This is a genomic window from Flavonifractor sp. An9 (genome assembly GCF_002161245.1).
Classification (GTDB): Bacteria; Bacillota; Clostridia; order Oscillospirales; family Oscillospiraceae; genus Flavonifractor; species Flavonifractor avicola.
In genome coordinates this window covers 70,315-91,851 of sequence record NZ_NFHC01000003.1, presented here as the reverse complement: position 1 = coordinate 91,851, position 21,537 = coordinate 70,315, and the positions used below count along the sequence as shown (strand labels likewise).

16 protein-coding genes are annotated in these 21,537 nt (G+C 57.1%); 6 read left to right on the top strand and 10 right to left on the bottom strand.

The window, feature by feature from the left end; all coding sequences use genetic code 11:
* Position 1 precedes the first annotated feature (1 nt).
* Entirely contained in the window at positions 2 to 1,411 is a 1,410-nt protein-coding gene (locus tag B5G40_RS03450) for a S8 family peptidase (protein WP_087398778.1), read from the top strand.
* A 195-nt stretch (positions 1,412 to 1,606) separates the two neighbouring features.
* On the opposite strand, the gene B5G40_RS03445 is transcribed toward B5G40_RS03450, so the two are convergent.
* The 8 genes from B5G40_RS03445 to B5G40_RS03410 all read right to left on the bottom strand — a co-directional run bounded on the left by B5G40_RS03445 (position 1,607) and on the right by B5G40_RS03410 (position 11,501).
* The gene (locus B5G40_RS03445) at positions 1,607 to 2,638 is read right to left on the bottom strand and encodes a sensor histidine kinase (protein WP_087398777.1); all 1,032 of its coding nucleotides are present in this window, start codon (positions 2,636 to 2,638) and stop codon (positions 1,607 to 1,609) included.
* The gene (locus B5G40_RS03440; protein ID WP_087398776.1) at positions 2,631 to 4,220 is read right to left on the bottom strand and encodes a response regulator; all 1,590 of its coding nucleotides are present in this window, start codon (positions 4,218 to 4,220) and stop codon (positions 2,631 to 2,633) included. Before B5G40_RS03440 ends, B5G40_RS03445 begins: the two co-directional genes overlap by 8 nt.
* On the bottom strand, positions 4,217 to 5,722 hold the full coding sequence (locus tag B5G40_RS03435; protein ID WP_087398775.1) for an ATP-binding cassette domain-containing protein: 1,506 nt from the start codon (positions 5,720 to 5,722) through the stop codon (positions 4,217 to 4,219). Before B5G40_RS03435 ends, B5G40_RS03440 begins: the two co-directional genes overlap by 4 nt.
* 148 nt (positions 5,723 to 5,870) lie before the next feature.
* Positions 5,871 to 7,028 carry a M24 family metallopeptidase gene (locus B5G40_RS03430; protein WP_087398774.1) on the bottom strand — a complete coding sequence of 386 codons (1,158 nt, stop codon included), beginning with the start codon at positions 7,026 to 7,028 and terminating at the stop codon, positions 5,871 to 5,873.
* Between the two features lie 42 nt (positions 7,029 to 7,070).
* Positions 7,071 to 8,069, bottom strand: coding sequence for a substrate-binding domain-containing protein (locus tag B5G40_RS03425; RefSeq protein WP_158099477.1), 999 nt, complete (start codon positions 8,067 to 8,069; stop codon positions 7,071 to 7,073).
* Positions 8,070 to 8,123: 54 nt separating this feature from the next.
* Positions 8,124 to 9,080, bottom strand: coding sequence for an ABC transporter permease (locus B5G40_RS03420; RefSeq protein WP_158099476.1), 957 nt, complete (start codon positions 9,078 to 9,080; stop codon positions 8,124 to 8,126).
* A gap of 2 nt (positions 9,081 to 9,082) precedes the next feature.
* The gene (locus B5G40_RS03415) at positions 9,083 to 10,576 is read right to left on the bottom strand and encodes a sugar ABC transporter ATP-binding protein (RefSeq protein ID WP_087398771.1); all 1,494 of its coding nucleotides are present in this window, start codon (positions 10,574 to 10,576) and stop codon (positions 9,083 to 9,085) included.
* A complete protein-coding gene (locus B5G40_RS03410; protein WP_158099475.1) occupies positions 10,560 to 11,501 on the bottom strand; it encodes an ABC transporter permease in 942 nt (313 codons plus the stop codon). Before B5G40_RS03410 ends, B5G40_RS03415 begins: the two co-directional genes overlap by 17 nt.
* A gap of 380 nt (positions 11,502 to 11,881) precedes the next feature.
* Here B5G40_RS03410 and B5G40_RS03405 point away from each other — a divergent pair, with 380 nt between their 5' ends.
* Complete coding sequence (locus B5G40_RS03405; protein ID WP_158099474.1) at positions 11,882 to 14,071, top strand: S-layer homology domain-containing protein; 2,190 nt, start codon at positions 11,882 to 11,884, stop codon at positions 14,069 to 14,071.
* Between the two features lie 91 nt (positions 14,072 to 14,162).
* On the opposite strand, the gene B5G40_RS03400 is transcribed toward B5G40_RS03405, so the two are convergent.
* Positions 14,163 to 15,437 (bottom strand): S-layer homology domain-containing protein, encoded by a 1,275-nt coding sequence (locus B5G40_RS03400; protein WP_158099473.1) that lies wholly within the window; start codon positions 15,435 to 15,437, stop codon positions 14,163 to 14,165.
* A gap of 220 nt (positions 15,438 to 15,657) precedes the next feature.
* Between B5G40_RS03400 and B5G40_RS03395 the strand changes: the two genes are divergently transcribed.
* Positions 15,658 to 16,851: an aminotransferase class I/II-fold pyridoxal phosphate-dependent enzyme gene (locus B5G40_RS03395; protein WP_087398768.1), complete on the top strand. Its 1,194-nt coding sequence runs from the start codon at positions 15,658 to 15,660 to the stop codon at positions 16,849 to 16,851.
* Positions 16,852 to 16,903: 52 nt separating this feature from the next.
* Here B5G40_RS03395 and B5G40_RS03390 read toward each other — a convergent pair whose 3' ends face one another.
* Positions 16,904 to 18,595 carry a hypothetical protein gene (locus B5G40_RS03390; protein WP_087398767.1) on the bottom strand — a complete coding sequence of 564 codons (1,692 nt, stop codon included), beginning with the start codon at positions 18,593 to 18,595 and terminating at the stop codon, positions 16,904 to 16,906.
* 266 nt (positions 18,596 to 18,861) lie between these two features.
* On the opposite strand from B5G40_RS03390, the gene B5G40_RS03385 reads away from it, so the two are divergent.
* From B5G40_RS03385 to B5G40_RS16585, 3 genes are read left to right on the top strand one after another with little or no spacing between them, the layout of a single operon-like run.
* Positions 18,862 to 20,733, top strand: a complete 1,872-nt coding sequence (locus B5G40_RS03385; RefSeq protein ID WP_087398766.1) for a BMP family ABC transporter substrate-binding protein — start codon at positions 18,862 to 18,864, stop codon at positions 20,731 to 20,733.
* Complete coding sequence (locus tag B5G40_RS03380) at positions 20,730 to 21,320, top strand: metallophosphoesterase family protein (RefSeq protein ID WP_087188832.1); 591 nt, start codon at positions 20,730 to 20,732, stop codon at positions 21,318 to 21,320. The genes B5G40_RS03385 and B5G40_RS03380 overlap by 4 nt, the downstream gene beginning before the upstream one ends.
* Complete coding sequence (locus B5G40_RS16585) at positions 21,310 to 21,516, top strand: hypothetical protein (protein WP_143383360.1); 207 nt, start codon at positions 21,310 to 21,312, stop codon at positions 21,514 to 21,516. The genes B5G40_RS03380 and B5G40_RS16585 overlap by 11 nt, the downstream gene beginning before the upstream one ends.
* Positions 21,517 to 21,537 lie beyond the last annotated feature (21 nt).

Genomic DNA, 21,537 nt, shown 5'->3' with positions numbered 1-21,537 from the left:
TATGAAAAAAATACTGATACTCTTATTACTTATCGTAATTTTAACAGAGGCGGCATTTGCCGCCTCTGTTAAAATTGGTGTGATTGATACCGGCGTCACACAAAAAGAGCATATTCTTGACAGCAGCCGGATTCTGGAGGGAAAGAACTATGTTTCGGAATACGGCGGCACTGAGGATAAGGTCGGTCACGGAACAAGGGTTGCAAGCTTAATTCTTGGCACGCTGGACAATGAAATCATCTCCCCGTCCAGTGAGAGCCAGATCGTACCGCTGGTATATTATTCACAGTACCCGTCAGGCGTCGCCATAAACGGAGGCATCCAAGCCATTTGCAGCGCCATATATGACGCCATTGACAGCTACGGCTGCAAGATCATCAATATCAGCAGCGGTGTACCGAAGGAAAATGAAGCATTAAAAAAGGCGGTTGACTATGCGGAAGAGAAGGGCGTTTTGATTGTATCGGCCTGCGGAAACGACGGGGGAAGTGTCTATTATCCCGCCGCATATCCTACGGTGATCGGCGTCGGAAGCCATAACGAAACGCTGGAGCCTTCTGCTTTCTCCTGTCACGGAAGCGGGCTGGATTTGCTCTTTTCCGGCGAAAAGGTAAATGCTGTCTCCATAAAAAACGCAGACGATTACGAACTGGTGACGGGTACATCCTATTCAGCCGCGCTGATTACCTCCTATGCTGCTGCCGCCCTTGAAGCTTATCCGGAACTTTTGCCCCACCAGATACGGTATTTTTTGCGATCCAGCTGTGAGGATATATGCGAAAAAGGCTATGATGAAGAAAGCGGATACGGCATCTTTGATCCAAGCCTGTTTTTTGAGCATTTAAGCCTTTTTGACAAGGATGAAATTTCTTGCTTCTCCGATGTGAAAAAGACAGATTGGTATTTTGACAGCGTCTGCTATGCCGAACAGAACAGATTGTTTTTCGGTGTATCCGACACTGAGTTTGCTCCCAATGAACTCCTGACGCGGGCAATGTTCATTACCATACTTTACAGGGCGGACGGCCGGCCGCAAACGAACAGTGTGCTGAAGTTTGATGATGTTGCGGAAGATGCGTATTATGCGGATGCTGTCTGCTGGGCGTCGGAAAACGGCATCATTACAGGAGTCTCCGATGGGAAATTTGCGCCTGATCAAAATATGACCCGCGAGGAAATAGCGGCAGTCATGAGCCGCTATGCAGACTACAAGGGGATCCATACGGCCAGCCAAGGCGACCTGACTGTGTTTGCTGATGCGGACGCTGTTTCCGGTTGGGCAAGAGAAAGTGTAGCGTGGGCCGTCGGTTATGGTCTGCTTTCAGGCAAAGAAAACAACTTGCTTGACCCCCGGGGTGATACAACGAGAGCAGAAGCTGCCGCAATCCTGAAACGTTTTTTGGAACAGTAAAACATGAATGAAGTCCGTTTTTCGAACTATTTCATCGAAAAACGGACTTCTCATTTTTGGGGAGCTTTGTTGTATAAGGTTTTCCCTTACGGTTTTGCTGTTTTTATATCGCATTTCTTTAGTAAAGTATATTTGATAACTATTCTGGTAGATATGGGCCGGAGGCCCGGGTTGACCTTGCGCCTGCCATATATGTCAGGACAGAATACCTAACGATAGAATTACCCGAGTGCCCTGCTGCTCTGCGCTTAGTACAGTGACGCCGTAATCTGTGCCATAAATCAATTTGATCCGCTCATTGATATTAGCCAGGCCGATGTTCGAGGTGGTGGAACTGCCTAGCCGTTCTGCTTGGCCTTGAGCCAGTTTTTCATTCAGCGCTTTCAAAATGGTGGGAGAAATCCCTACGCCGTCATCCTCTACGGCAATTTCCAGACGATTTGCTGTGCGAAATGCAGAGATCCAGATATTTCCCTTTCCACGCTTGACTTCCAGACCATGCTTCAGGGCATTTTCAATTACGGGCTGCACCAGAAGTTTGGGAATTTGAATATAGAGGGTATCCTCTGCCACATCGGAGTGGAGCGTAAAGCGGTCATTGAAGCGAATGCTCTGTATCCTCATATAGGCGTCAATGTTGGCCAGTTCCTCTTTCAGACTGATCATGGCCCCTTTTTGACTGATGTTGTATCGAAAAATCTCGGCCAGCGCTTTTGTAGCATCGGCAATGGAAGTGGCCCCGCAGCACAGGGCCTGGCCCCGGATGGTTTCCAAGGTGTTGTACAGAAAATGAGGATTGATTTGGCTTTGCAGGGCGTTAATCTCAGCCTCTTTTGTCATAATCTGGGCTGCCGCCTCTCGCTGAAGCAGGAGCTGGAGCAGCTCCGTCGGTGTCTTTTGCCGCATAAGGCCGTCGGACTCCTCATAGCAGGTTCCATCTTCTCTGGCGCTCTCCTCCAGCACGTTTAGTGTATGCTCCAGTTCGGCCATGGTTTTAAACACGGATCTGATGAACATATAGATATCCACCAGACAGATCATAACCGCCGCCGCTGCAAGCACCACCGCCGCGGATAGCCGTCCAAACCGCAGCAGATCTTCCCACGCATGAAGGCATATAGAGAGATAGAGGCATATACCGGCCAGAATGAGGATGCTTAGTACATGAAAATACATCTGGCCCCGCATCCCTTTTCGGGCGCTGCTTTTTCGCCGCTCCTTACTCATGGCCCAGCATCAGCTTTCGATATGCGCCGGGGGTAATGCCCACCAGCTTTTTAAAGGCTTTGCCAAAGTGTTTTCCGTCACGGTAACCGACCATTTCCGCCACCTCGTTGAGCTTGTAACTGGGGCTTTTTAAAAGCAGCTTTGCCTGCTCGATCCGCTTGGTCACCAGATATTCCTTGAAATTGATACCAGCTTCCCGCTTAAATATTTCGCAAAAATAGTTGGGATTCAATCGTACCATGTCGGCCACCTCGCTCAGGCTTAGATCCTGCATATAGTGGTGATCAATATAGCGCAGCACCTCCTGTACGGCTGTCTGACCGGAAGCCGCGCTGTCAGGTTCCCGGCTGTCCAAAATGGTTTTGGCGGCGTTGGCAAGGAGAAGATTGACTTCCTGCAAACTGGAGGCCGCTCCAATCTCATCCCGCCGCTCCAGAAAGTAGGCCTCCCAGTCCCGGGTACCGGCAGGAGCGTTTTCCTGATATAGCGAAAGCAAATGATTCAAACCGCCGATCAGGATCTGGGGGGCTTGCTGGGCTTTGGTAAAGTACCACTGGATCCATTGTGCTGTTAATTTCTGCACCGCTTCCAGATCGCCGCTCTGAAAGGCCTGCTTTAAGCTGATATCATGATTGAGATCAAGCGTGTGAGTGTTTTCAGAAACAGTATGGGGGAGTTTGAGCGCACTGTATACCCGATTGGTGCCTCGGAGCAGCCGGTACATAGCAATCTCATGGGCAGACTGATACGATACACATATATCTGAAAAATTTCCAGATACACTGCCCACACCCATTGTAATCCCACAAGGAGGCCTTTTTTCCAACAGGACCGCAAAGAAACGGTCCAGTATCTGCTGAATGGCATTTTTCTGTTCCGGCGTATAGTTTAAGATCAGAATGGAGTCGCCACGAGGGTTCAGAGTGACCATCTCACAGCATTCTGTCGGTAGGTCGACCTCCCAGATGGCTTTGGTAATCAGGTCTATGCAGATTTTGGAGCAATTTTTTTGCTCCAGCAGGAGGTTGACGACTTGAAAACTGCCTACACGGAAATTAAGTTTCAGATCTTCGTTAACACGGTTGAGCGCAATGGATCTATCACCCAGTCCCAAAATGAAATTGATAAAGAACTGCTCCCGAAGTTTTTCCACCGTATGGCCCATGGTGTCCCGCATCTGCAATTCCGAACGCTGCTTCAACTCTTCGGAAACAAGTTGCTTTTTTGCTTTCAGCACCACTTTTTTTAGCTCGGTCTCATCAATGGGCTTTAGCAGGTAGCCAATCGCACCATAGGTAAGGGCTGCTTTTGCATATTCAAAATCATTATAGCCGCTGATAATGACAAACATAATGTCTGGACTTTCTTCTGACAGGGTTTGAATCAGGTCCAGTCCAGTTAAGCCGGGCATACGAATATCTGTCAGCACCAGCCGGGGGTGGAGGCGACGAATGCCATCCAAACCTTCTTCACCATCGTGAAAGATTCCGGCGATGCGAAAACCGTATGCGCCCCAGTCAATAATCTGCGTTATCATCTTTGCGACCCAAACCTCATCATCAATAATGACTACATCAATCATTCCGGCTGCTCACCTCCCTTCTCGATCATACGCAGCATATCAGCATAGGACAGATCATTTCGTCGTGTTTCACCGATCACGGTTCCTTCGTGCAGGATCAGGATTCGGTCACAGCAGGCAGCAAGATCGTCCATTTTTGAAAAACTAACCACAATTCCGCAGGTGTTTCGCAGACGATGCAATAGGGCACACAACCGCTGCACACCGCCGGGGTCTAGTTCCCGGTTGGGCTCATCCAGGACAAGAACCAGGGGAGAAGCTGCCATGCAGCGTGCAAGGGCCACCTTCGCCGCGTCTGAATCACTCAGCACAGCAAGGCGTTCATCCGGCTTATGGGGGATCTCCAGCAGTGTACAGTACTCTGCGGCCAGCAGACGCTCTTTTTTTCGGCTGAGTATGCCGAAAGTACCCACTCGATTGATTACGCTCAAAGATATATTGGACATAATGGATGCATTTTCCTGCAGCAGCATATCGCTGTGCCTCTCCAGGCACAAACCAATGCCGCGCTTAATCGCATCACGGGGGGAGGTCAGGATACAGCGATGGCCCTGAATATACAGACTGCCCCTCTCAATGGGGCGGTGCCCGCCGATACATTGAACCAGAAAGGACTTTCCGCTTCCCACCAGACCGGCAATGCCTAAAATTTCTCCGCGGCGGACAGAGAAAGAAACTGGCTTTAACGAGGCGGTCTGGACAGCAGACAGCCGCAGTACCTCCTCGCCTGTCTGGGGAGAAGTTCCTGGGTCGGCAGCTGGAAGAGATGAGGCGGGGGGATCGCCGCCGTACAGCAGCCGGCGTATTCGCTCAGGATGAAATTGTTCCCGCCGTAATTCTGCTACCACAAGGCCTGCGCGGAGGATGAGAAGACGGTCTGCAAAGGGGAGAAGATCTTCATAGCGATGGGAGGTGTAGATGATAGCGCTGCCTGCCTGGGCGAGGGTACGCAGAATATCAGCCAATCGCCGCTGTCCTGTGCTGGAAAAGGACTCAGCCAGGTCGTCCAATACCAGAATGTTGGGACGGGTGACCAACTGCCGGGCCAGCTGTACTTCTTTGCACTGGGTGTAAGTAAGTGCGGAGACCCGAGCCTTGGGGTCTGCTTCAAAGCCGTGTTTTTCCAGCAGGGCTTTGGTTTTTTGATAAAGTCGCTTCCGGCTGGCGTAGAGCCAGGGCTCAGCCTGAATGCCGATCATCAGGTTTTCGGCCACGGTTAGGTTCTCCAGCAGTTCCGGCTCTTCCCCTACATAGCCGACCTGGGCCCGCAGCAATTCCGGAGAGGCTTGCTCCCCCTGCCCCACCTCACCCAGGACGATTTTACCGCTGTCCGGTTGAAGAATACCGGCTAAAAGCTGTGCCAAAATGGTTTTTCCGGGGCCGTTGATGCCGACGATCCCCAAGATCTCACCCTGATAGAGATGCAGGGATACGTTGGAGATGATACATCCAGCGCGGTTATGGAAGGTAAGATTTCTTCCGCTGAGCACTTCGCGCCTCATCCAACTCCCCCTTTTTCTGCAGAACAGGCACTGCAGGCCCTTTTTCGCATTATAGCATATGGGCCATGCCCTTGCACATGGAAAAGAAAGCCAAGGCCCAGGCGCGGGGACGCCTGGGACGATTGGCTTTGCTTTTCCTGTGTGTGATTTACCAGCGATTCATTCTGGGGAAATTGGTCAGGCTCTCAGGACCATCCTTGCGCAGGACAACCGTGTCCTCCACTCGAGTACCGCCCACGCCGGGCTCCATCAGAGTAATCTCGAAGCAGAAGGTCTGATTCTCCTGGAGCACATCGTCGCTGTTGGGGCCGATGGTGGGGATCTCTTCCTCGGGGTCCATACCGGTAGAGTGGGCGCAGCCCCGGCCTTCACCGGCGAAGTGGACATATCCGGCCTCTGCCATAACCCGGTTGGCGGCTACGTCGGCCTCCTTGCCGGTCATGCCGGGACGCAGGGCGGCCATGCCCTCTTCCCAGGCCTTCAGGCAGGTGTTGAGCAGCTTCTCCTGGGCGGGGCTCATGTCGCCGTAGCCCACGCCACGCGCCATGTCGGAAGAGTAGTCGTTGAAGCGGCACCCGATGTCGATCAGGATGGTCTCTCCCTTCTGGATGACCTTATCGGTGGGATAGGCCAGGAACCACTTCTCCGCATTGACACCGGACTGCACCATGATGTCAAAGGACTTGGTATCGGCGCCCAGACGGAACATCTCAGCCATGGCCTGGCGCACCACTTCCCGCTCCGTCAGGCCGCTTTCAGACTCCAGCAGTTCCTTGATCTTCCAAATGCCTCGGTCGGCCAGCTCGCCGGCCACCTTCATATTGCGGATCTCACGTTCACTTTTGATGGACTTCAGGCTTTCGATAAGCATGGTCTTTTCCAGCTTGGCGGTGCCAATGTTGTCCATGATCTGCTCATAGAATTCCAGGGCGCAGTATTTTGCACCGCTCAGGCCCAACTTGGCGCCGGGATGCTTGGAGGCGAAATCCCGTACGACGTTGCCCAGCTCCTGACGGATGCCCCGGGTATCGTCGAACCAGGTCTTGTCGGAGGCATAACCAACCAGACTGCCTTCGGCAAACAGGATGGGGTCGCCGATCAGGGGGACAAAGACCATGGCGGGGTAGGGGAATACGCCGTCGAAGGCCCGATAGTCGGCCAGCCATCTGACGTTGCTCATTCGGGCGGAATCGGAATAGACCAGCAGGCCTTCCAGGCCCTCCTGCTCCATCCTCTGCTTGGTGCGTGCAAGGCGGTCCTTATACTCGCTGACGGGAATGCTCTGGAGAATGTCTTCGTAGCCCATAATGAAACTCCTTTCTGATTGTTACGGGTAGTATGGATTGATTCAGCTGCCGAAGCTTTCGGCCAGGTAGGTGTCCACGTTTTCAGAGGTTACCATCTCATAGGGAAGGACGATCCGCTTGTCCACGCTCTCGCCCTGGGCCAGCTTGCAGGCGGCGGCCAGCGCCTCGGTGGTATCGGAGCAGTTGGTGATGGTCAGCTTGAAGGGCCCGCCCTTCTGGACTTCCTGGGCGGCGTCCTCCTGGCCGTCCATGGAGATGATCATGATCTCGTCCTCACGGCCGGCGTCCTGAATGGCCTCCAGGCAGCCCATGGCCATCTCGTCGTTCTCGCAGTAGACCAGATCAATCTCCGGGTTGGCCTGGAGGATGTTGGTCATAACTTGGTTGGCGTCCAGACGCAGCCAGTTGGCAGCCTGCTCCACAATGACTTCCAGGCCGGGATAGTTGACTACCTGCTCGTTCCAGCCCACATAGCGGTTCATGGAGTTGGTGGACTCCACCACGCCGCGGATCATAACGATCTTGCCTTCGCCGTTGAGCAGCTCGTTCGCGTAATCGGCGGCAGCCCGACCCATCTCCACTTCGTCGGTGGAAACAAAGGTATCGTAGTAGTTGTATGCGTCCTCATCCTCCTGAGCGCAGCCGGAGGCGGCGATGACCAGCGGGATACCGGCGTCATGGACCTCTTTGTAGGCGGGGTAGATGGAGGTGCCGGACAGGGAGGAGACGATGATGGCGTCGCAGCCCTGCTGGATCAGGGACTCGATGTTGGTGATCTCGGTCTGAACATCGCCGTCGCCCTCCACCACGATGAGCTCAATGTCATCGTAGGCCTTGGCAGCCTCTTTTACCGAGTCTACCATGGCAATGCGGAAGGGATGGTTCATGACGCACTGGGAAAAGCCAATCTTGTAGGTGGTCTTTTCTCCGTCGTTGGCGGAGGGGGAACTGGATTCACCGCCGCTGCCGGCGGGGCTGGAGCAGGCGGCGAGACCAAGTGCCAGGGACAGTGCCAGAATGAGAGCAGCAATCTTTTTCATAACTTCTCCTTTCCATATGTGCATTGAGCATTTATTTAAACCGGATACTCCGGTCTAAATCTCTTTGACCAGGTGCTTTCTGGATTTTCCCACTTCTCTGGAGACAATCAGGGTGGTGACCAGAATGATGATGCCGGTGACGATGGGTTGGGCGTTGGTGTCGATGTTCATCAGATTCATCAGATTGCTGATCATGCACACCACCATGGTGCCTACAAAGGTACCCAGAATGTTACCCTTGCCGCCCAGCATACTGATGCCGCCCACCACGCAGATGGTAATGGCGGTCATCTCGTAGGACTGGCCGGACCTGGGCTCGCCGATGCCGATGCGGGCGGCGATAAACAGGCCGGACAGAGCGGCCAGCAGGCCGCTGATCATGTACGCGCACAGCTTGACCCGGTCGGTCTGTACGCCAAAGAGCTTGGCGGTTTCCTCTCCGCCGCCCACCGCGTAGATATGCCGGCCAAACCGCGTCCGGTCCAGAATGAGAAAAGCGGCCACAAATGCGATCAGTACATACCAGATGCCGTTTTGCACCCCTAAAAAGTCGCCTTTAATAATCTGTTTGAAGGAATCCTGTACCGAGCCGGTGAGCGGACCGCCGCCGGTGAAGAGGAAGGTACAGGCCCGCATAATCATCATCATGGCAAGTGTGGCCATGAAGGGCTCAATCCGGAAGCGGGTTACCAGCAGACCGTTGACCGCACCGCAGCCCAGACCGATCAGGATCACCACAATCAGGATCAGGGGAATGCTCATGCTCTCCAGCGCCATCTTGGCGCTGACCACGCTGGCAAAAGCCAGCACGGAACCCACCGACAGATCGATGCCGCCGATCAGCAATACAAAGGTCATGCCAATTCCGATGAAGGCCGATTCCACCGCGTACTGTACGATGTTGGACAGGTTGCTCAGGGTAAAGAAGCTTTCAGACAGCTGTGACCCGATGACGATCAGTACGATCAGCATGATAACGGGCAGCAGCTTGGACACTTCAATTTTTTTCATGCTCATCGCCTCACTAACGCATACTCCAGGATACGCTCCTGGGTGGCCTCCTCCTGGGAGAGGCAGGCCGTCAGCTCTCCGGCGGAAAACACCAGGATACGGTCGCACATACCCAACAGCTCCGGCATCTCCGTGGAGTACATGATCACGGCCAGACCTTTCTCAGCCAGCTGGTTGATCTGGGCGTAGATCTCGGACTTGGCACCCACGTCCACGCCGCGGGTGGGCTCCTCCATGATGAGCACTTTATAGGCGTCGATCATCCACCGGCCCAGCAGTACCTTCTGTTGATTGCCGCCGCTGAGCTCTTCCGGCCGGGTATGCAGTCCCGCTGCCTTGACGTGCAGACGGTCCACAACATTCCGGCTGGCAGCCACTTCATCCCCCCGCTTCAGGACGGAATGCCTGCTGAACAGGTGGCCCAGGGAGCTGATGGTGATGTTGCTGACCAGATTCTGATTGAGAAACAGCCCCTGAGTTTTCCGGTCTTCCGGCAGGAAGGCGATGTTGTTTTTGATGCTCTTGGCCGGCTTGAAACTTTCCAACTTCACGCCGCCGCACTGTACGCTGCCGCTGGGTGTCCCGCACAGTCCGAAGAGGGTTTTGGTGACCGCGTTTGCGCCGGAGGAATCCAGACCGGCGAATCCCAGCACCTCGCCGGCGTGGAGCTGGAAGGATACGTTTTGGAAGTGATTGCCCAGGCTAAAGTCCTTGACGTCCAGCACCACCTCCCCGATGCGATGTTCCCGCTGGGGATAGAGGTCGGTCAGCTCCCGCCCGATCATTAGAGGAATGAGGTTTTTCTCGTTGCAGTCGGCGCTGTCCAGAGTGGCGATCAGCTTGCCGTCCCGCAGGACCGAGATGCGGTCGGAGAGGGAGAATACCTCGTTCATGCGGTGAGAGATGTAGATAATGGTGGTGTGCTGCTTTTTTAACTCGTCGATCATCCGGAAGAGCGCGTCCATCTCTTCCACGTTCAGGTTTGCTGTGGGCTCGTCCATGATAACCACAGATGCGTTCTGGTTGACCGCCCGGGCGATCTCCACCATTTTTCGAGAGGATACCGGCAAATCCCGCATTTTGGCGGTGGCGCTGAGGTGGAGCCCCAGCCGGTCGATCAGTTCCTTTGCCGCCCGCACCATCTGCTTGCGGTTGACTATGGGAATGCCACCGTATCGGGGTTCGCGGCCCAGAAAGATATTCTCGGCCACGGTCATCTCTGGGATCTCCTGAATCTCCTGGAAGAGGGTGCTGATTCCCGCCCACTGGGCCTCGCTGGGCATGGAATAGGAGACTCGCTTGCCGTTAAGCCAGAGTTCTCCGTCGTCGGCCTGATAGACTCCGGAAATAATTTTGATCATGGTGGACTTGCCTGCGCCGTTTTCGCCAACCAGTGCATGAAGTTCGCCTTGCTCAAATGCCAGGTCAATGTGATCCAGAACCGTAGAATTGGCAAATCGTTTGGTAATGCCTTTCAATTCAAGTATGGTACTCATAGCTACTCCTGTTCCGCCGCAGTTTGGGCTTGACACCAATGCTTCCCTTTACTGAAATGAGCACCGCCACCAGGATGATTAGACCCTGGATCAGCTGCTGCATATACGAACTGATGCCGATCAGCGGGAACAAGTTGGACAAAATGCCGTATAGCAGAGCACCCAGCAGGGTACCGGCTACGGTACCCTTACTGCCGGTGAGGGCGGCGCCGCCTACCACAACGGCAGCAATGGCATCCAGTTCCATTCCGGTGGCGCCGCCATGGGTGGTAGTGGGCTGGAAGGCTCCAGTGCGGGCCACAGAAAGCAGCCCCGAAATGGTGGCAAACACAGCACACAGTACATAAGCTGAAAGCTTCACCATCCGCACGTTTACGCCGGAATTATAGGCGGCAACCTGGTTGGAGCCGGTCACCCGCAGACGCCGGCCATAGGTGGTGCGGCTCATTGCAAAAATTGAAGCCACGCTGATGAGGAAGAGCACCACCACGGGGACCGGGAAAATCCAGATGTAGCCTGTTCCGATTCGCATAAAAGACTCAGGCACTGTTCCGGATACACTGGCACCACCGGTGACGCATAGCACGATGCCCTGCATAATCTGCTTGGTCACCAGTGTTACCACGAAGGGCTGTAGTCTGCCGTAGGTAACGAAGAGTCCGTTCACGAGCCCAACTGCCACACCGATGCCCAGTACAGTCAGGATGGTCAGCCATACCGGCACACCGTTGATCAGCATAGTGATGGAGACCATACCGATGATCTGAATGGTGGCGCCAATGGAGAGATCGATCCCGCCGATGAGGATCACGAAGTACATTCCAATGGCGGCAATTGCGGTATAGGCGGTCTGCCGCAGCAGGTTCAGCAAGTTGCTGCCGGAGAGAAAAAACGGTGAGAGCATAGGGGATAGGATCAGAATCACAATGATTAGAACTGTGATTGCAATCTCATTTTTATACTCTCTGAGCCAAACGGTTCCTTTTTGTTTGTAATCATCCATCTCTTTTTTCACCACCGATATCCACTCCTGTTTGTTCGTGCAAATTGGCCAAGTTTTCTTTCTCTATCTTACACTTTTAGAGTAAAATAGATAGTCTGACATCGCAACTGTACGTTCTTCATATTTGTCGTCATTTTTTCAGTTAGCGTCTCCAAAGACGCTGATGGAACGTATTTATCAATGAAGAGGGAAGATACCGCAAGAATGTGCTTGTATTGTTAAGTCGGTTTTGCTACTATGGCACATGGAAGAAGTATCCCAACAGTGGTGGGATACAAATGTGGAAAGGTGGAATGTTTGAAATGAAGGAACGCAAAAAACTCCTCTCCCTGACTCTGGCTGCCGCGTTGACGCTGGGCATCTCCGCCCCTGCCATGGCCGCGGAAGGAACTGCCCCCGTCTTTACTGACGTGGCTTCTGACGCCTGGTATGCCCCTGCCGTCTCCTATGTCTCTGAAAAGGGAATCATGAACGGCACCGGCGATAACGCCTTTGGCCCCTCTCTCACCGTGACCCGGGGCATGGTCTATCAGACCCTGTACAACATGGCGGGCCGTCCTGCTGTGGCCGAAGCTGCCTCCTTCAACGATGTCTCCGATCAGTGGTACGCCGACGCTGCCGCCTGGGCTGAAGATGAGGGCCTGACCACCGGCGTGGGCCAGGGCGCCTTCGGCGGCGAACGGGCCATGACCCGGCAGGAGCTGGGCAAGGTCTTTGCCGATTACGCCGACGCCCAGGGCGCTCAGGCCGACAATGCCGACCTGAGCACTTATGCGGATGCCGCCTCCGTGGCCGACTGGGCCAAGGACGGTATGGAGCGGGCTGTGGCGCTGGGTATCCTCTCCGGCAGCCAGAACAAACTCAATCCCACCGGGACTGCCCAGCGCTCCGAGCTGGCCCAGATCCTGATGAACTTTGGCCAACTCACCTTTGAGACTCCCGCTGAGGACTACATCAAGGCCCATGCCGAGGACTTCTTCCTCACCGGCAAGGCGGAGTATACCATCCAGGGCATGATGGTCTCCAAGGATACCACCTTCCACAACGACCTGGAGAATGTGGACTACACCGCCACCGATGACGGGGAGAGCGTGGTCCTCAAGGGTACTGTGGGCGAGCAGTGGGTCACCAAGCTGAGCAAGGTGCTGGAGACCTATACCAAGGCCGACGGTACTGCCCTCAAGGCGGAGGATTTCACCAGCTCCAAGGACACCTTCATTGATCTGAAGACCAAGGCTGAACCCGACACCAACTTTGCCTGCTTTGTTCCAAAGGACGTGCGTCTCACCGTCAACACTGCCTGGGGCGATGTGCTCCATGTGAACGATCCTGTCTCTGAGCACGGTTACGGCGATTACCTGGTCTGCCCCAACAAGGACGGCAAGCCCGACTTCTCCGACGTGTGGGTGGTCAACGGCGCGATCTTCGCCAACACCTATGATGTGAGCCGGGCGCCCGTGGTGGGCAGCGTGGCCGCCATCGAGAAATACGGCAACCTGGACCTGGATATCAAGCCTGAGGTGCTCTATACCGCGGGCCTGGAGCTGGGTGACGTGCTGGACGTGACTGTGAACGGCCAGAGCCTGGAGATCCCCTTCTGCACCGCCTACAGCGATGTAAACACCGGCGAGTGCGTGGTGCGTGACAATAAGGAGAGCGACATCCTTGTGGTTGCCATCAACATGGGCAACTTTGCCGGCACCTACGGCGTGGAGGAGGGCGACATTGTTGCCTTCACGCTGGCTGAGAAGGCCGGTTACCTGGGTCAGTATCAGGCCCATCAGCTTGAGCGCACCAACGAGCGGGACGACTACGCCTCCGACGAGGTGTTTGCCAACTTCCGCGCCATCACCGTGGGCGACATTGCCGAGGGCGTGCTCTACCGCACCAGCAGCCCCGTGAACCCCGAAATCGGCCGGGCTGCCTATGCCGACGACCTGATTGAAAAGGCTGGCGTCAAGACCGTGGTCAACCTGGCCGACGATGACGAGGCCATCCAGGGCTATTTTGCCGCCGAGGGCTTTGATTCTCCCTACTACAAGGGTCTCTATGAGGCGGGAAATGTGATCGCCCTCAACATGGGCGTGGATTATAAGGCCGCCGACTTCCAGGCCAAGCTCAAGACCGGTCTGCAGTTCATGATCGCCCACGAGGGCCCCTATGCCTTCCACTGCACCGAGGGTAAGGACCGGGCCGGCTTTACCGCCATCCTGCTGGAGGCCCTGATGGGTGCTTCCCAGAAGGAGATCGTGGCCGACTACATGGTGTCCTATGAGAACTACTACCATGTGGAGAAGAACTCCGAGCAGTATAAGCTGATCTCTGAGGTGGCCGTGGGTATGCTCCGGGACCTGGCCGGCCTGAAGAAGGATGCCGATCTGTCCAAGGTGGACCTGCAGAAAGCCGCGGAGGACTACCTGACCGGCATCGGCCTCACTGCCGACCAGATCTCCGCCCTTAAGACCAACCTGTCCACCCCCATCGAAGGCTAAGACCCCTCAAAGCAAAACAAGAAAACAGCCCCCTGCGCCAGTTGGCGCAGGGGGCTGCTTTCTTTTGGGGGAAGGGAATAGGGAAGCGGGATCAGAAGTGCTCCTCCCGATGGGTCGTCTGGTTATAAACGATGGTCTCCTTTGTCCCGTCGGCATATTCCAGATCAATGGTATCGATCCGGATGGCGTCGCAGGCGGGCACATAGCCCATCAGCTTGTAAACAAGGATGCTTCTGCCGGGGGAAACGGGTCCCACGTAGCGGACCGAGGCGGTAGCCTTGTGGGTGATCTCATCGTAGGCGGGGTTGCCGATGGGGTCCAGGAAGGTCACATGGACAGTGTAGTAATTGATGGCCTTTCCGGAGTTGTTCCTTCCGTCAAAGGAGAGGGTAATGCCGTTGACGCTGTTGCGGGTAAAAAAGAAGCCTGTGGGCTTGCCGATGGGGGGAACCTTCTGCACGGTGACCACAGAGGTGGCGGTGAGGGAGCCGCACTTGGCGGTGATGGTGGCGGTGCCGGGAGTGACGCCGGTGACGGTGCCGTCAGAGGCCACGGTGGCCACGTTGGTGTTGGAGGAGGACCAGGTCACCGGCAGCGTGGTGTTGGCAGGGGCTACAGTGGCCTTCAGGCTCTGCTTGGCGCCGGCGTCCACCACGAAATTGGGGGCGCTGAGGGTGAGAGAGGTGGGTTTCACCACCGCCTTCAGGGTGAAGGACTTGCGCAGAGAGGGGTCCACCATGCTGGACAGAATGACGGCTACCTCACCACGGGTGATCTGGTTGAAGGGGGCAAAGGTGCCGGTGGAATCGGTGCCGGAGAGGACGCCGGCCCGGTAGAGCAGGTAGACGGCGTCATGGTAGTTGGCGTCGCTGGGCACATCGGGAATACCGTTTTCCTCCACCGTATTGATGGCGGTCAGCGCCTCGGGCGGAAGGGCATTGGTCAGGATCATGGCGAAGGAGGCCCGGCTGATGACGGCGGTGTAGTCAGGATAGGCCTGACAGATGCTGTTTGTCAGGGCGTAATCCACATAGGTCTGATACCAGGGCTCGCTGGCAGTGAAGGTGTATCCATTGCCCTGATAGGTGGCGTGGAGACGGGCGGCGATGGCGACGGTCTCGCCAATGGTCAGCTTGCCGTTCACATTGAAGGTGGTGTCGCTGGAGCCCTGCATCAGGCCGTATTCATAGGCGGCCTGGACGGCAGAGGTGTACCAGGTAGAGGAGGCCACATCGGTGAACTGGCCGGGGGTATAGGTTTTGCTCTTGGTAAAGTTGGAGAGCCCGGCGGCTGCCAGTGCAGGGGTGAGGCACAAAGAGAGGGAAAGGGACAGGGTAAGCACAAGGGATAGCAAGCGTTTTTTCATCATAGGCACCTCCGTTAAGAATGGTTTTATGCAATCCCATTCTAGGCCCATTAAGCGGGGAAAACAATCTGCCAGCTGCATAGTGTATCAGAAGCACTGGACCGGGGTGGAAACAGCGGGTCATCCTCAAAGACGCTGTCAGGATGGACCTTGCCTTTGAAAAGAATCGGTGTTATCCTGAAAGCACAGACAGGAAAAAGCTGTAACAGGGGGGAGCGGGATGTTTCATCTGGAGATCAATCCCTATGTGCGGGATTACGTTTCAAAGGACTATGCAGGCAGCCTGCCGGAGGGGGATATCAAGCTGGATTGCTCCCTGGGGGTCAACGCCGATCTGCTGGGCAACTGTATCTTCCAGCGCCTCCACGCCTTTGAGCAGCGGACGGAGGCCCACGGCGGCAACTTTGCCGAGATCAAATACTATCCCCACGGCGGCACCCTGAAGGAGGCTCTGGCCAACTGGTACCGGGGCAACGGGGTGGGGGAGGGGTGGCTCACTGCCGACCACATCATCCTGGGCAACGGTTCCTACGACATCCTGTGCAATCTGAATCTGCTGTGCCTCACCAGAGGCAAGAAAGTGCTGGGCCACGCCCCACAGTTCACAGCCTATGTGGACCATGTGAATTGCACCGGCTCGGTGTACGAGTGCTGCTACCTGGACCGCTCCGACGGCTACCGCTTCCATGTGGACGACTATCTGGCCAAGATGTCGGTGGAGTATGGATTGTTCATCGTGGAGAATCCCATCAACCCCACCGGCCTGCCGGTCAGTCTGGAGGACATCGCCCGCATCGCCCGGCGGGCGGAGGAGTGGGGAAAGCTGCTGGTGGTGGACGAGGCCTATGCCGAGTACCTGCCCTTTTCCGCCAGCGCCATCAACCTGATCCCCAGCCATCCCAACCTGATTGTGACCCGCAGCTTCTCCAAGGGGTGGGGTATGGCCGGGGTGCGGCTGGGCTACGGGGTCAGCTCCACCCAGAGCGGTCTGCTGCCTCAGCTGGAGAAGCTGGTGCTGCCCTTCAACAGCAACGGCATCGCCCGGGTGCTGGCCCAGACCGCGCTGGAGACCAAGTTCGAGCGGCCGGAGGACCCCTTTGGCATTCAGCCGGTGATTGTGAGCAAGAGGGAACTGCTGGCAGCTATAGAGAGGTACAACAAGCGGTATGGACGCAATCTCCGGGCGGCGGCCACCTGCGAGAGTACCCCCATCCTCATGCTCTATGTGGAGACAGAGGACCCCACCTTCCATTTGCAGCGCCACCTGATAGGGGAGGGGCTGCTCACAGTTAGCTGCGAGAGCTATGTGGGCCTGGACTGCCGGGCGGTGCGGCTGATGCTGCCCGAGCGGGAACAGATGCCCCTGCTGCTGGAGCTGTTGGAGAAGGCTGTCCGGACGCTGCCGGAACGGTGACCAAAGAAAAAACGGACCGGGAACTCAGTTCCCGGTCCGTTTTGTATGTTTTTTAGGCTTCCTGCTGGAGCAGCCAGACAAAGCCGTAGGGATAGAGCTCCACATGGCCGATCTCGTCGTAGTGACCGCCGTAGATCAGCTCATCGAAGGCGCCGCCCTCGGGGGCACCGGCGGTGACGAAGTCGCCGCTGAAGTTAAACAGTGCCACCAGCTTGCGGCCCTCATACCAGCGGCCCAGACCCAGCACATGGGGATTGCCGGTGTCGAAGGTCCACACATTGGCCCGGGCGTCAAAAGCGGGCTCCGCCCCGCGCAGCTGCTCCAGGCGGCGCAGACCCTGGAACTGCTTGCCCTGGCGGGTCTCCTGATTGTCACGCATAGCGGCCAGCTCCCACTGGAAGGGGCCGTGCTGGAGGTTGCGGGCGTCATCGGCCCGGGCGGCGTCCTCGTGGTAGCTGTAGTCGTTGAGCTGGCCCACCTCGTCGCCGCAGGTCAGCAGGGGCATACCGCTCTGGGTGAGCAGGAAGGCGTGGAGCAGCAGGTCGCAGGCCACGGCCTGCTCCAGCTTGACGCTGTCCTGCTCATAGTCGGCGGCTTCCACGCCGCACAGGGAGGCGGTGGTGCCGCACACCTTGCCCTCACGGCACAGCTCGCCCCGGCTGTTGCTGCCGGGGAACTTGCCGGTGGCCCAGTCGTTGAGGTACTGGTGATGGGCATTCTCGTCGGTGCCGCAGTGCTCTTTCAGCCAGTTGTAGTCCAGGGCCCAGTCCAGACCGCTATCCCCGTGGAGCCGGTTGAGGAACAGACCGGCGGAGGACAGGGAACCCTCCACCTCGTGGCGGAGGAGGGACACGTCACCGGTGGCCAGGGTGTTCCACAGCAGGGCGCCGTTGTTCCGGCAGAGCAGGTGGCACTCGGGCTTGTCCTCGCTGCCAAAGTAGGGGGCCTCGCCGTGGGTGGAGGCCTTGCCCATCAGCAGCACGCCGGGGCACACCAGCTGGCAGATGAGGCGGGCCATCCGCAGCACGCTGTGGGGGAGGCGGGACAGGTCACCCAGGCGGATGGCGTCGGCACCCAGACCGGCCAGGCAGAGCAGCTGCTCGATCCAGGCGTGGAAGGAGGCGGCGTCCTGGGGAGCGTCGGCCTTCAGAGGCAGGGCCAGCAGGATCTCCTGGGCCCGGCAGGCGTCGGCCAGAGCGGCCAGCTCCTCCTGGCTGCCGTTACCGTTGAGGCGCAGGAAGTTGACGCCGCACTCCTTCAGGTAGGGCAGGCGGTCCGCCACCCCGGCCAGGGAACCGGCAAAGCCGGCGGCGTCCACGGCCATGGCCAGCAGATCCCGGCGGCAGTACCAGCCGGCGTCGGCGGTCCGGCGCTGGTCCTGAGCGCACAGCTCCTCCCGGCGGTTCTCCCAGCTCTGGCGCAGCAGAGTGGTCAGGCGGTCCCAGGCGGCCAGGTCGCCGTGGAACTGCTCCCGGTACAGCCGGGCCAGCTCGTCCCCATACTGCTCCATGCGCAGGTCAAAGATGCTGGGCACGGGCTCCGCCGCCACAGGGGCGGCCTGGGGTACGGGAGCGGCAGCAGGCTCTGCGGGAGCCTTGGAAACCAACAGGGACTCGGGCATCACGATGGCGGGACGGCGGCCGGGAACCGCGGGGCGCTTGTAGTACAGGTCCTCTTCCTGGGCACGGGTCATGCGCCAGGTATGACAGGGAACAGTGCCCTTGTGAGTATTGCGTTCGTTCATGAGGAAAATCTCCTTTATGGTACGCACCGGCAGGGCCGGTGCGGATAGATTAGGGCGGATGGGTGAACGGCAGACCGCCCAGGGTCTGCCCAACAGGTAATACTATAGCACGGCTTGGGCCATTCTTCAACCGGAGCGCTCCTTTTTTGTATGTTATTACCACCAAAAACCAGAAGCCGGAAGGAGAAAGGGATTGTATTTTTGTTTCGGTCGTGGTAGTTTGTTGGGAGAGAAGAAAGAACCAACTGGAAAGGGGGACGGCGGATATGCCCGTATTGGAGGAATACCACAATGCGCTCCGCCTGGGACAAAAGGAGATCAAGGCGTCGGCAGCCCGGGGGGAGGAAACCGGCCTGCAGGTGCTGCCCGGCGATCCGGAGGAACTGGCCATGCGGCGGGAGAGCCTGGGCGTGGTGGAGGTGCCCAGCGAGCTCATCGTGGGTACCTGCAACAAGCTGCGGCGCAACAGCTTTTCCCCCGGCTTTTATCCCGCCCTGGAGGCTGACAGCGAGTTTGCAGGCAAGTGGGCGTCCCTCTGTCAGGCCCACCTGAATGAAGGAATCCGGGACCCCATCAAAGCGGTGGAATACCTCAACCGCTTCTATGTGGTGGAAGGCCACAAGCGGGTGAGCGTGCTGAAATACTTTGGGGCCATCACCATTCCGGCGGTGGTCACCCGGCTTTTACCCCGGCCTTCCGACGACCCGGAGGTGACCGCCTACTACGAGTTCCTCAACTTCTACCAGATGACAGGGCTGAATTTCCTGGTGTTCCGGCGGCCGGGAGAGTACCGGGAGCTGATGGAGGCCATGGGACGGCCCAGCCGGGAAGCGTGGAGCGCGGAGGAGATCCACGATTTCCGCTCCTTTTACTATATGTTCCGGGATGCCTGTCTGCGGGAGAATGCCGATCAGCAGTACATCTCCCTGGCTTTCCTGGTATATGTGAAGCTGTTTGGCTATCAGGCTTCCCAGGGCAAGCTGTCCACCCAGATCGCCCGGGAACTGCCCATGATCCGGCAGGAGGTACGCAACCGGCTGGAAAACGCCGGGGTGACCCTTATGCTGGAGGACACGGTGAAAAAGCCCCTGTTCCCCTTCCATCCCATCGGCGAGCGTTTGTGCGCCGCCTTCATCCACGCCGGCAGCAGCGATACCTCCCGCTGGGTCTATGAGCATGAGTGCGGCCGCTACCTGCTGGAGGATACCATGAATGACCAGCTCTATACCCTCTCCTATGAAAATGCCGTCACTGAGCAGGCGGCGGAGGCGGCCATCAACGATGCGGTGGCCAAGGGGGCGGACTTGATCTTTACTACCGATCCCTCTCTGCTGCTGCCCAGCGTGAAGCAGGCCGTGCGCCATCCGGAGGTGAAATTTTTCAACTGCTCCCTCAACAACTCCTATCCCTCGGTGCGGACCTACTATCCCCGGATGTATGAGGCCAAGTTTATCAAGGGCGCCATTGCCGGCACCCTGTCCCGCAGCGGATGGATCGGCTATGTGGCTGACTACCCCACCTTCGGCACCATTGCCAGCATCAACGCATTTGCCCAGGGGGCCAGAATGGTCAACGCCAATGCCCGGGTGCTGCTGTCCTGGAACAGCCTGAAGGAGGGCGGGGGCATTGACAGCCTTCGGGCCAAGGGCATCGTGTATATCGACTACCTGGACCGGCTGGCCGCTAACGCCGGGCCCCGGTCAAGGGAGCTGCACAATTTGGCCATGATCCACTGCGACTGGGGAAGATTTTATCAGAGCCTGGTGCGGCGGGTACTGGACGGCAGCTGGAAGAAGGAGAGCCGGGGCAGTAGCGCCATCAGCTACTGGTGGGGCCTGAACCAGAAAATCGTGGATGTGCTCTGTTCCCGCCGCCTGCCCGCCGGCACCCGGCGTCTGGCCGGCGTGCTGCGGGACGCCATCCGGGCCGAGCGGCTGGACCCCTTCTACGGGGTGCTGATGAACCAGCAGGGCCATGTGGTGTACGGCGATGACGGCCCGCTGCCCGCCCAACAGATCCTGTCCATGAACTGGCTGTCCAGCTATGTGGAGGGGTCCATTCCCAAACCGGATGAGCTTACCGATCAGGCCAGGGAGTGGATGAGAGTCCAGGGCTTTGAGGAGGCTGGACTGAAGTGAAGATTTTGGCTGTGGCCGACTACGAGTCCCCCGCCCTCTGGGACTATTTTACGCCGGATAAGCTGGAGGGGGTGGACCTGATCCTCTCCTGCGGGGACCTGAAATCCCATTACCTGTCCTTTTTGGCTACCTTTGCCCACTGCCCGGTGCTCTATGTCCATGGGAACCACGACGGGCACTATGAAAAGGACCCGCCTCTGGGTTGCACCTGTATCGACGGGCAGTACTATGAGTACCAGGGACTGCGTATCGTAGGCCTGGGGGGCTCCATGCGCTATAAGAAGGGCCCCCACCAGTACACCGACCGGGAGATGAATCTGCGGGCCATACGGCTGTCCCCAAAGCTGTATTTTAAAAAGGGGTTTGATATTCTGCTGACCCATGCGCCGGGCAAGGACATGGTGCCCTGCACCGACCTGGCCCATACCGGCTTCCGGGCTTTTAACCGGATGCTGGACAAGTATCAGCCCGCCCTCCATCTCCATGGACACACCCACCTGAATTACGGCCGGAGCATCCAGCGGGAACAGCGCTACGGCAAGACCAGAGTGATCAACGGGTATGAGCGCTATCTGATTGAACTTTAACCGAAAGCAGGCGGCGGAAGGATTACCTTCCGCCGCCTGCTTTTCTTCCAAGGCGGAACCTTTTCCGGCAAAAAACGTCTGTGAAAAGGAAACGTATTCCAAAGAAAGGAGCGGCGGTTTTCGGCGGAGATTTCCTGCGGAAGGGCATACACTGGTGCTGGCGGATGTCCAACCTAAAGTCGACTGGGAAACTTAAGGATTTGTTAAGAATTTGTCA

Coding starts and splice junctions, on each gene's coding strand:
- B5G40_RS03445 (WP_087398777.1), bottom strand. CDS start 2,638: ATGAGTAAGGAGCGGCGAAAAAGCAGCGCCCGAAAAGGGATGCGGGGC.
- B5G40_RS03450 (WP_087398778.1), top strand. CDS start 2: ATGAAAAAAATACTGATACTCTTATTACTTATCGTAATTTTAACAGAG.
- B5G40_RS03385 (WP_087398766.1), top strand. CDS start 18,862: ATGCCCGTATTGGAGGAATACCACAATGCGCTCCGCCTGGGACAAAAG.
- B5G40_RS03395 (WP_087398768.1), top strand. CDS start 15,658: ATGTTTCATCTGGAGATCAATCCCTATGTGCGGGATTACGTTTCAAAG.
- B5G40_RS03415 (WP_087398771.1), bottom strand. CDS start 10,576: ATGAGTACCATACTTGAATTGAAAGGCATTACCAAACGATTTGCCAAT.
- B5G40_RS03425 (WP_158099477.1), bottom strand. CDS start 8,069: ATGAAAAAGATTGCTGCTCTCATTCTGGCACTGTCCCTGGCACTTGGT.
- B5G40_RS03390 (WP_087398767.1), bottom strand. CDS start 18,595: ATGAACGAACGCAATACTCACAAGGGCACTGTTCCCTGTCATACCTGG.
- B5G40_RS03440 (WP_087398776.1), bottom strand. CDS start 4,220: ATGATTGATGTAGTCATTATTGATGATGAGGTTTGGGTCGCAAAGATG.
- B5G40_RS03420 (WP_158099476.1), bottom strand. CDS start 9,080: ATGAAAAAAATTGAAGTGTCCAAGCTGCTGCCCGTTATCATGCTGATC.
- B5G40_RS03435 (WP_087398775.1), bottom strand. CDS start 5,722: ATGAGGCGCGAAGTGCTCAGCGGAAGAAATCTTACCTTCCATAACCGC.
- B5G40_RS03405 (WP_158099474.1), top strand. CDS start 11,882: ATGAAGGAACGCAAAAAACTCCTCTCCCTGACTCTGGCTGCCGCGTTG.
- B5G40_RS03400 (WP_158099473.1), bottom strand. CDS start 15,437: ATGAAAAAACGCTTGCTATCCCTTGTGCTTACCCTGTCCCTTTCCCTC.
- B5G40_RS03430 (WP_087398774.1), bottom strand. CDS start 7,028: ATGGGCTACGAAGACATTCTCCAGAGCATTCCCGTCAGCGAGTATAAG.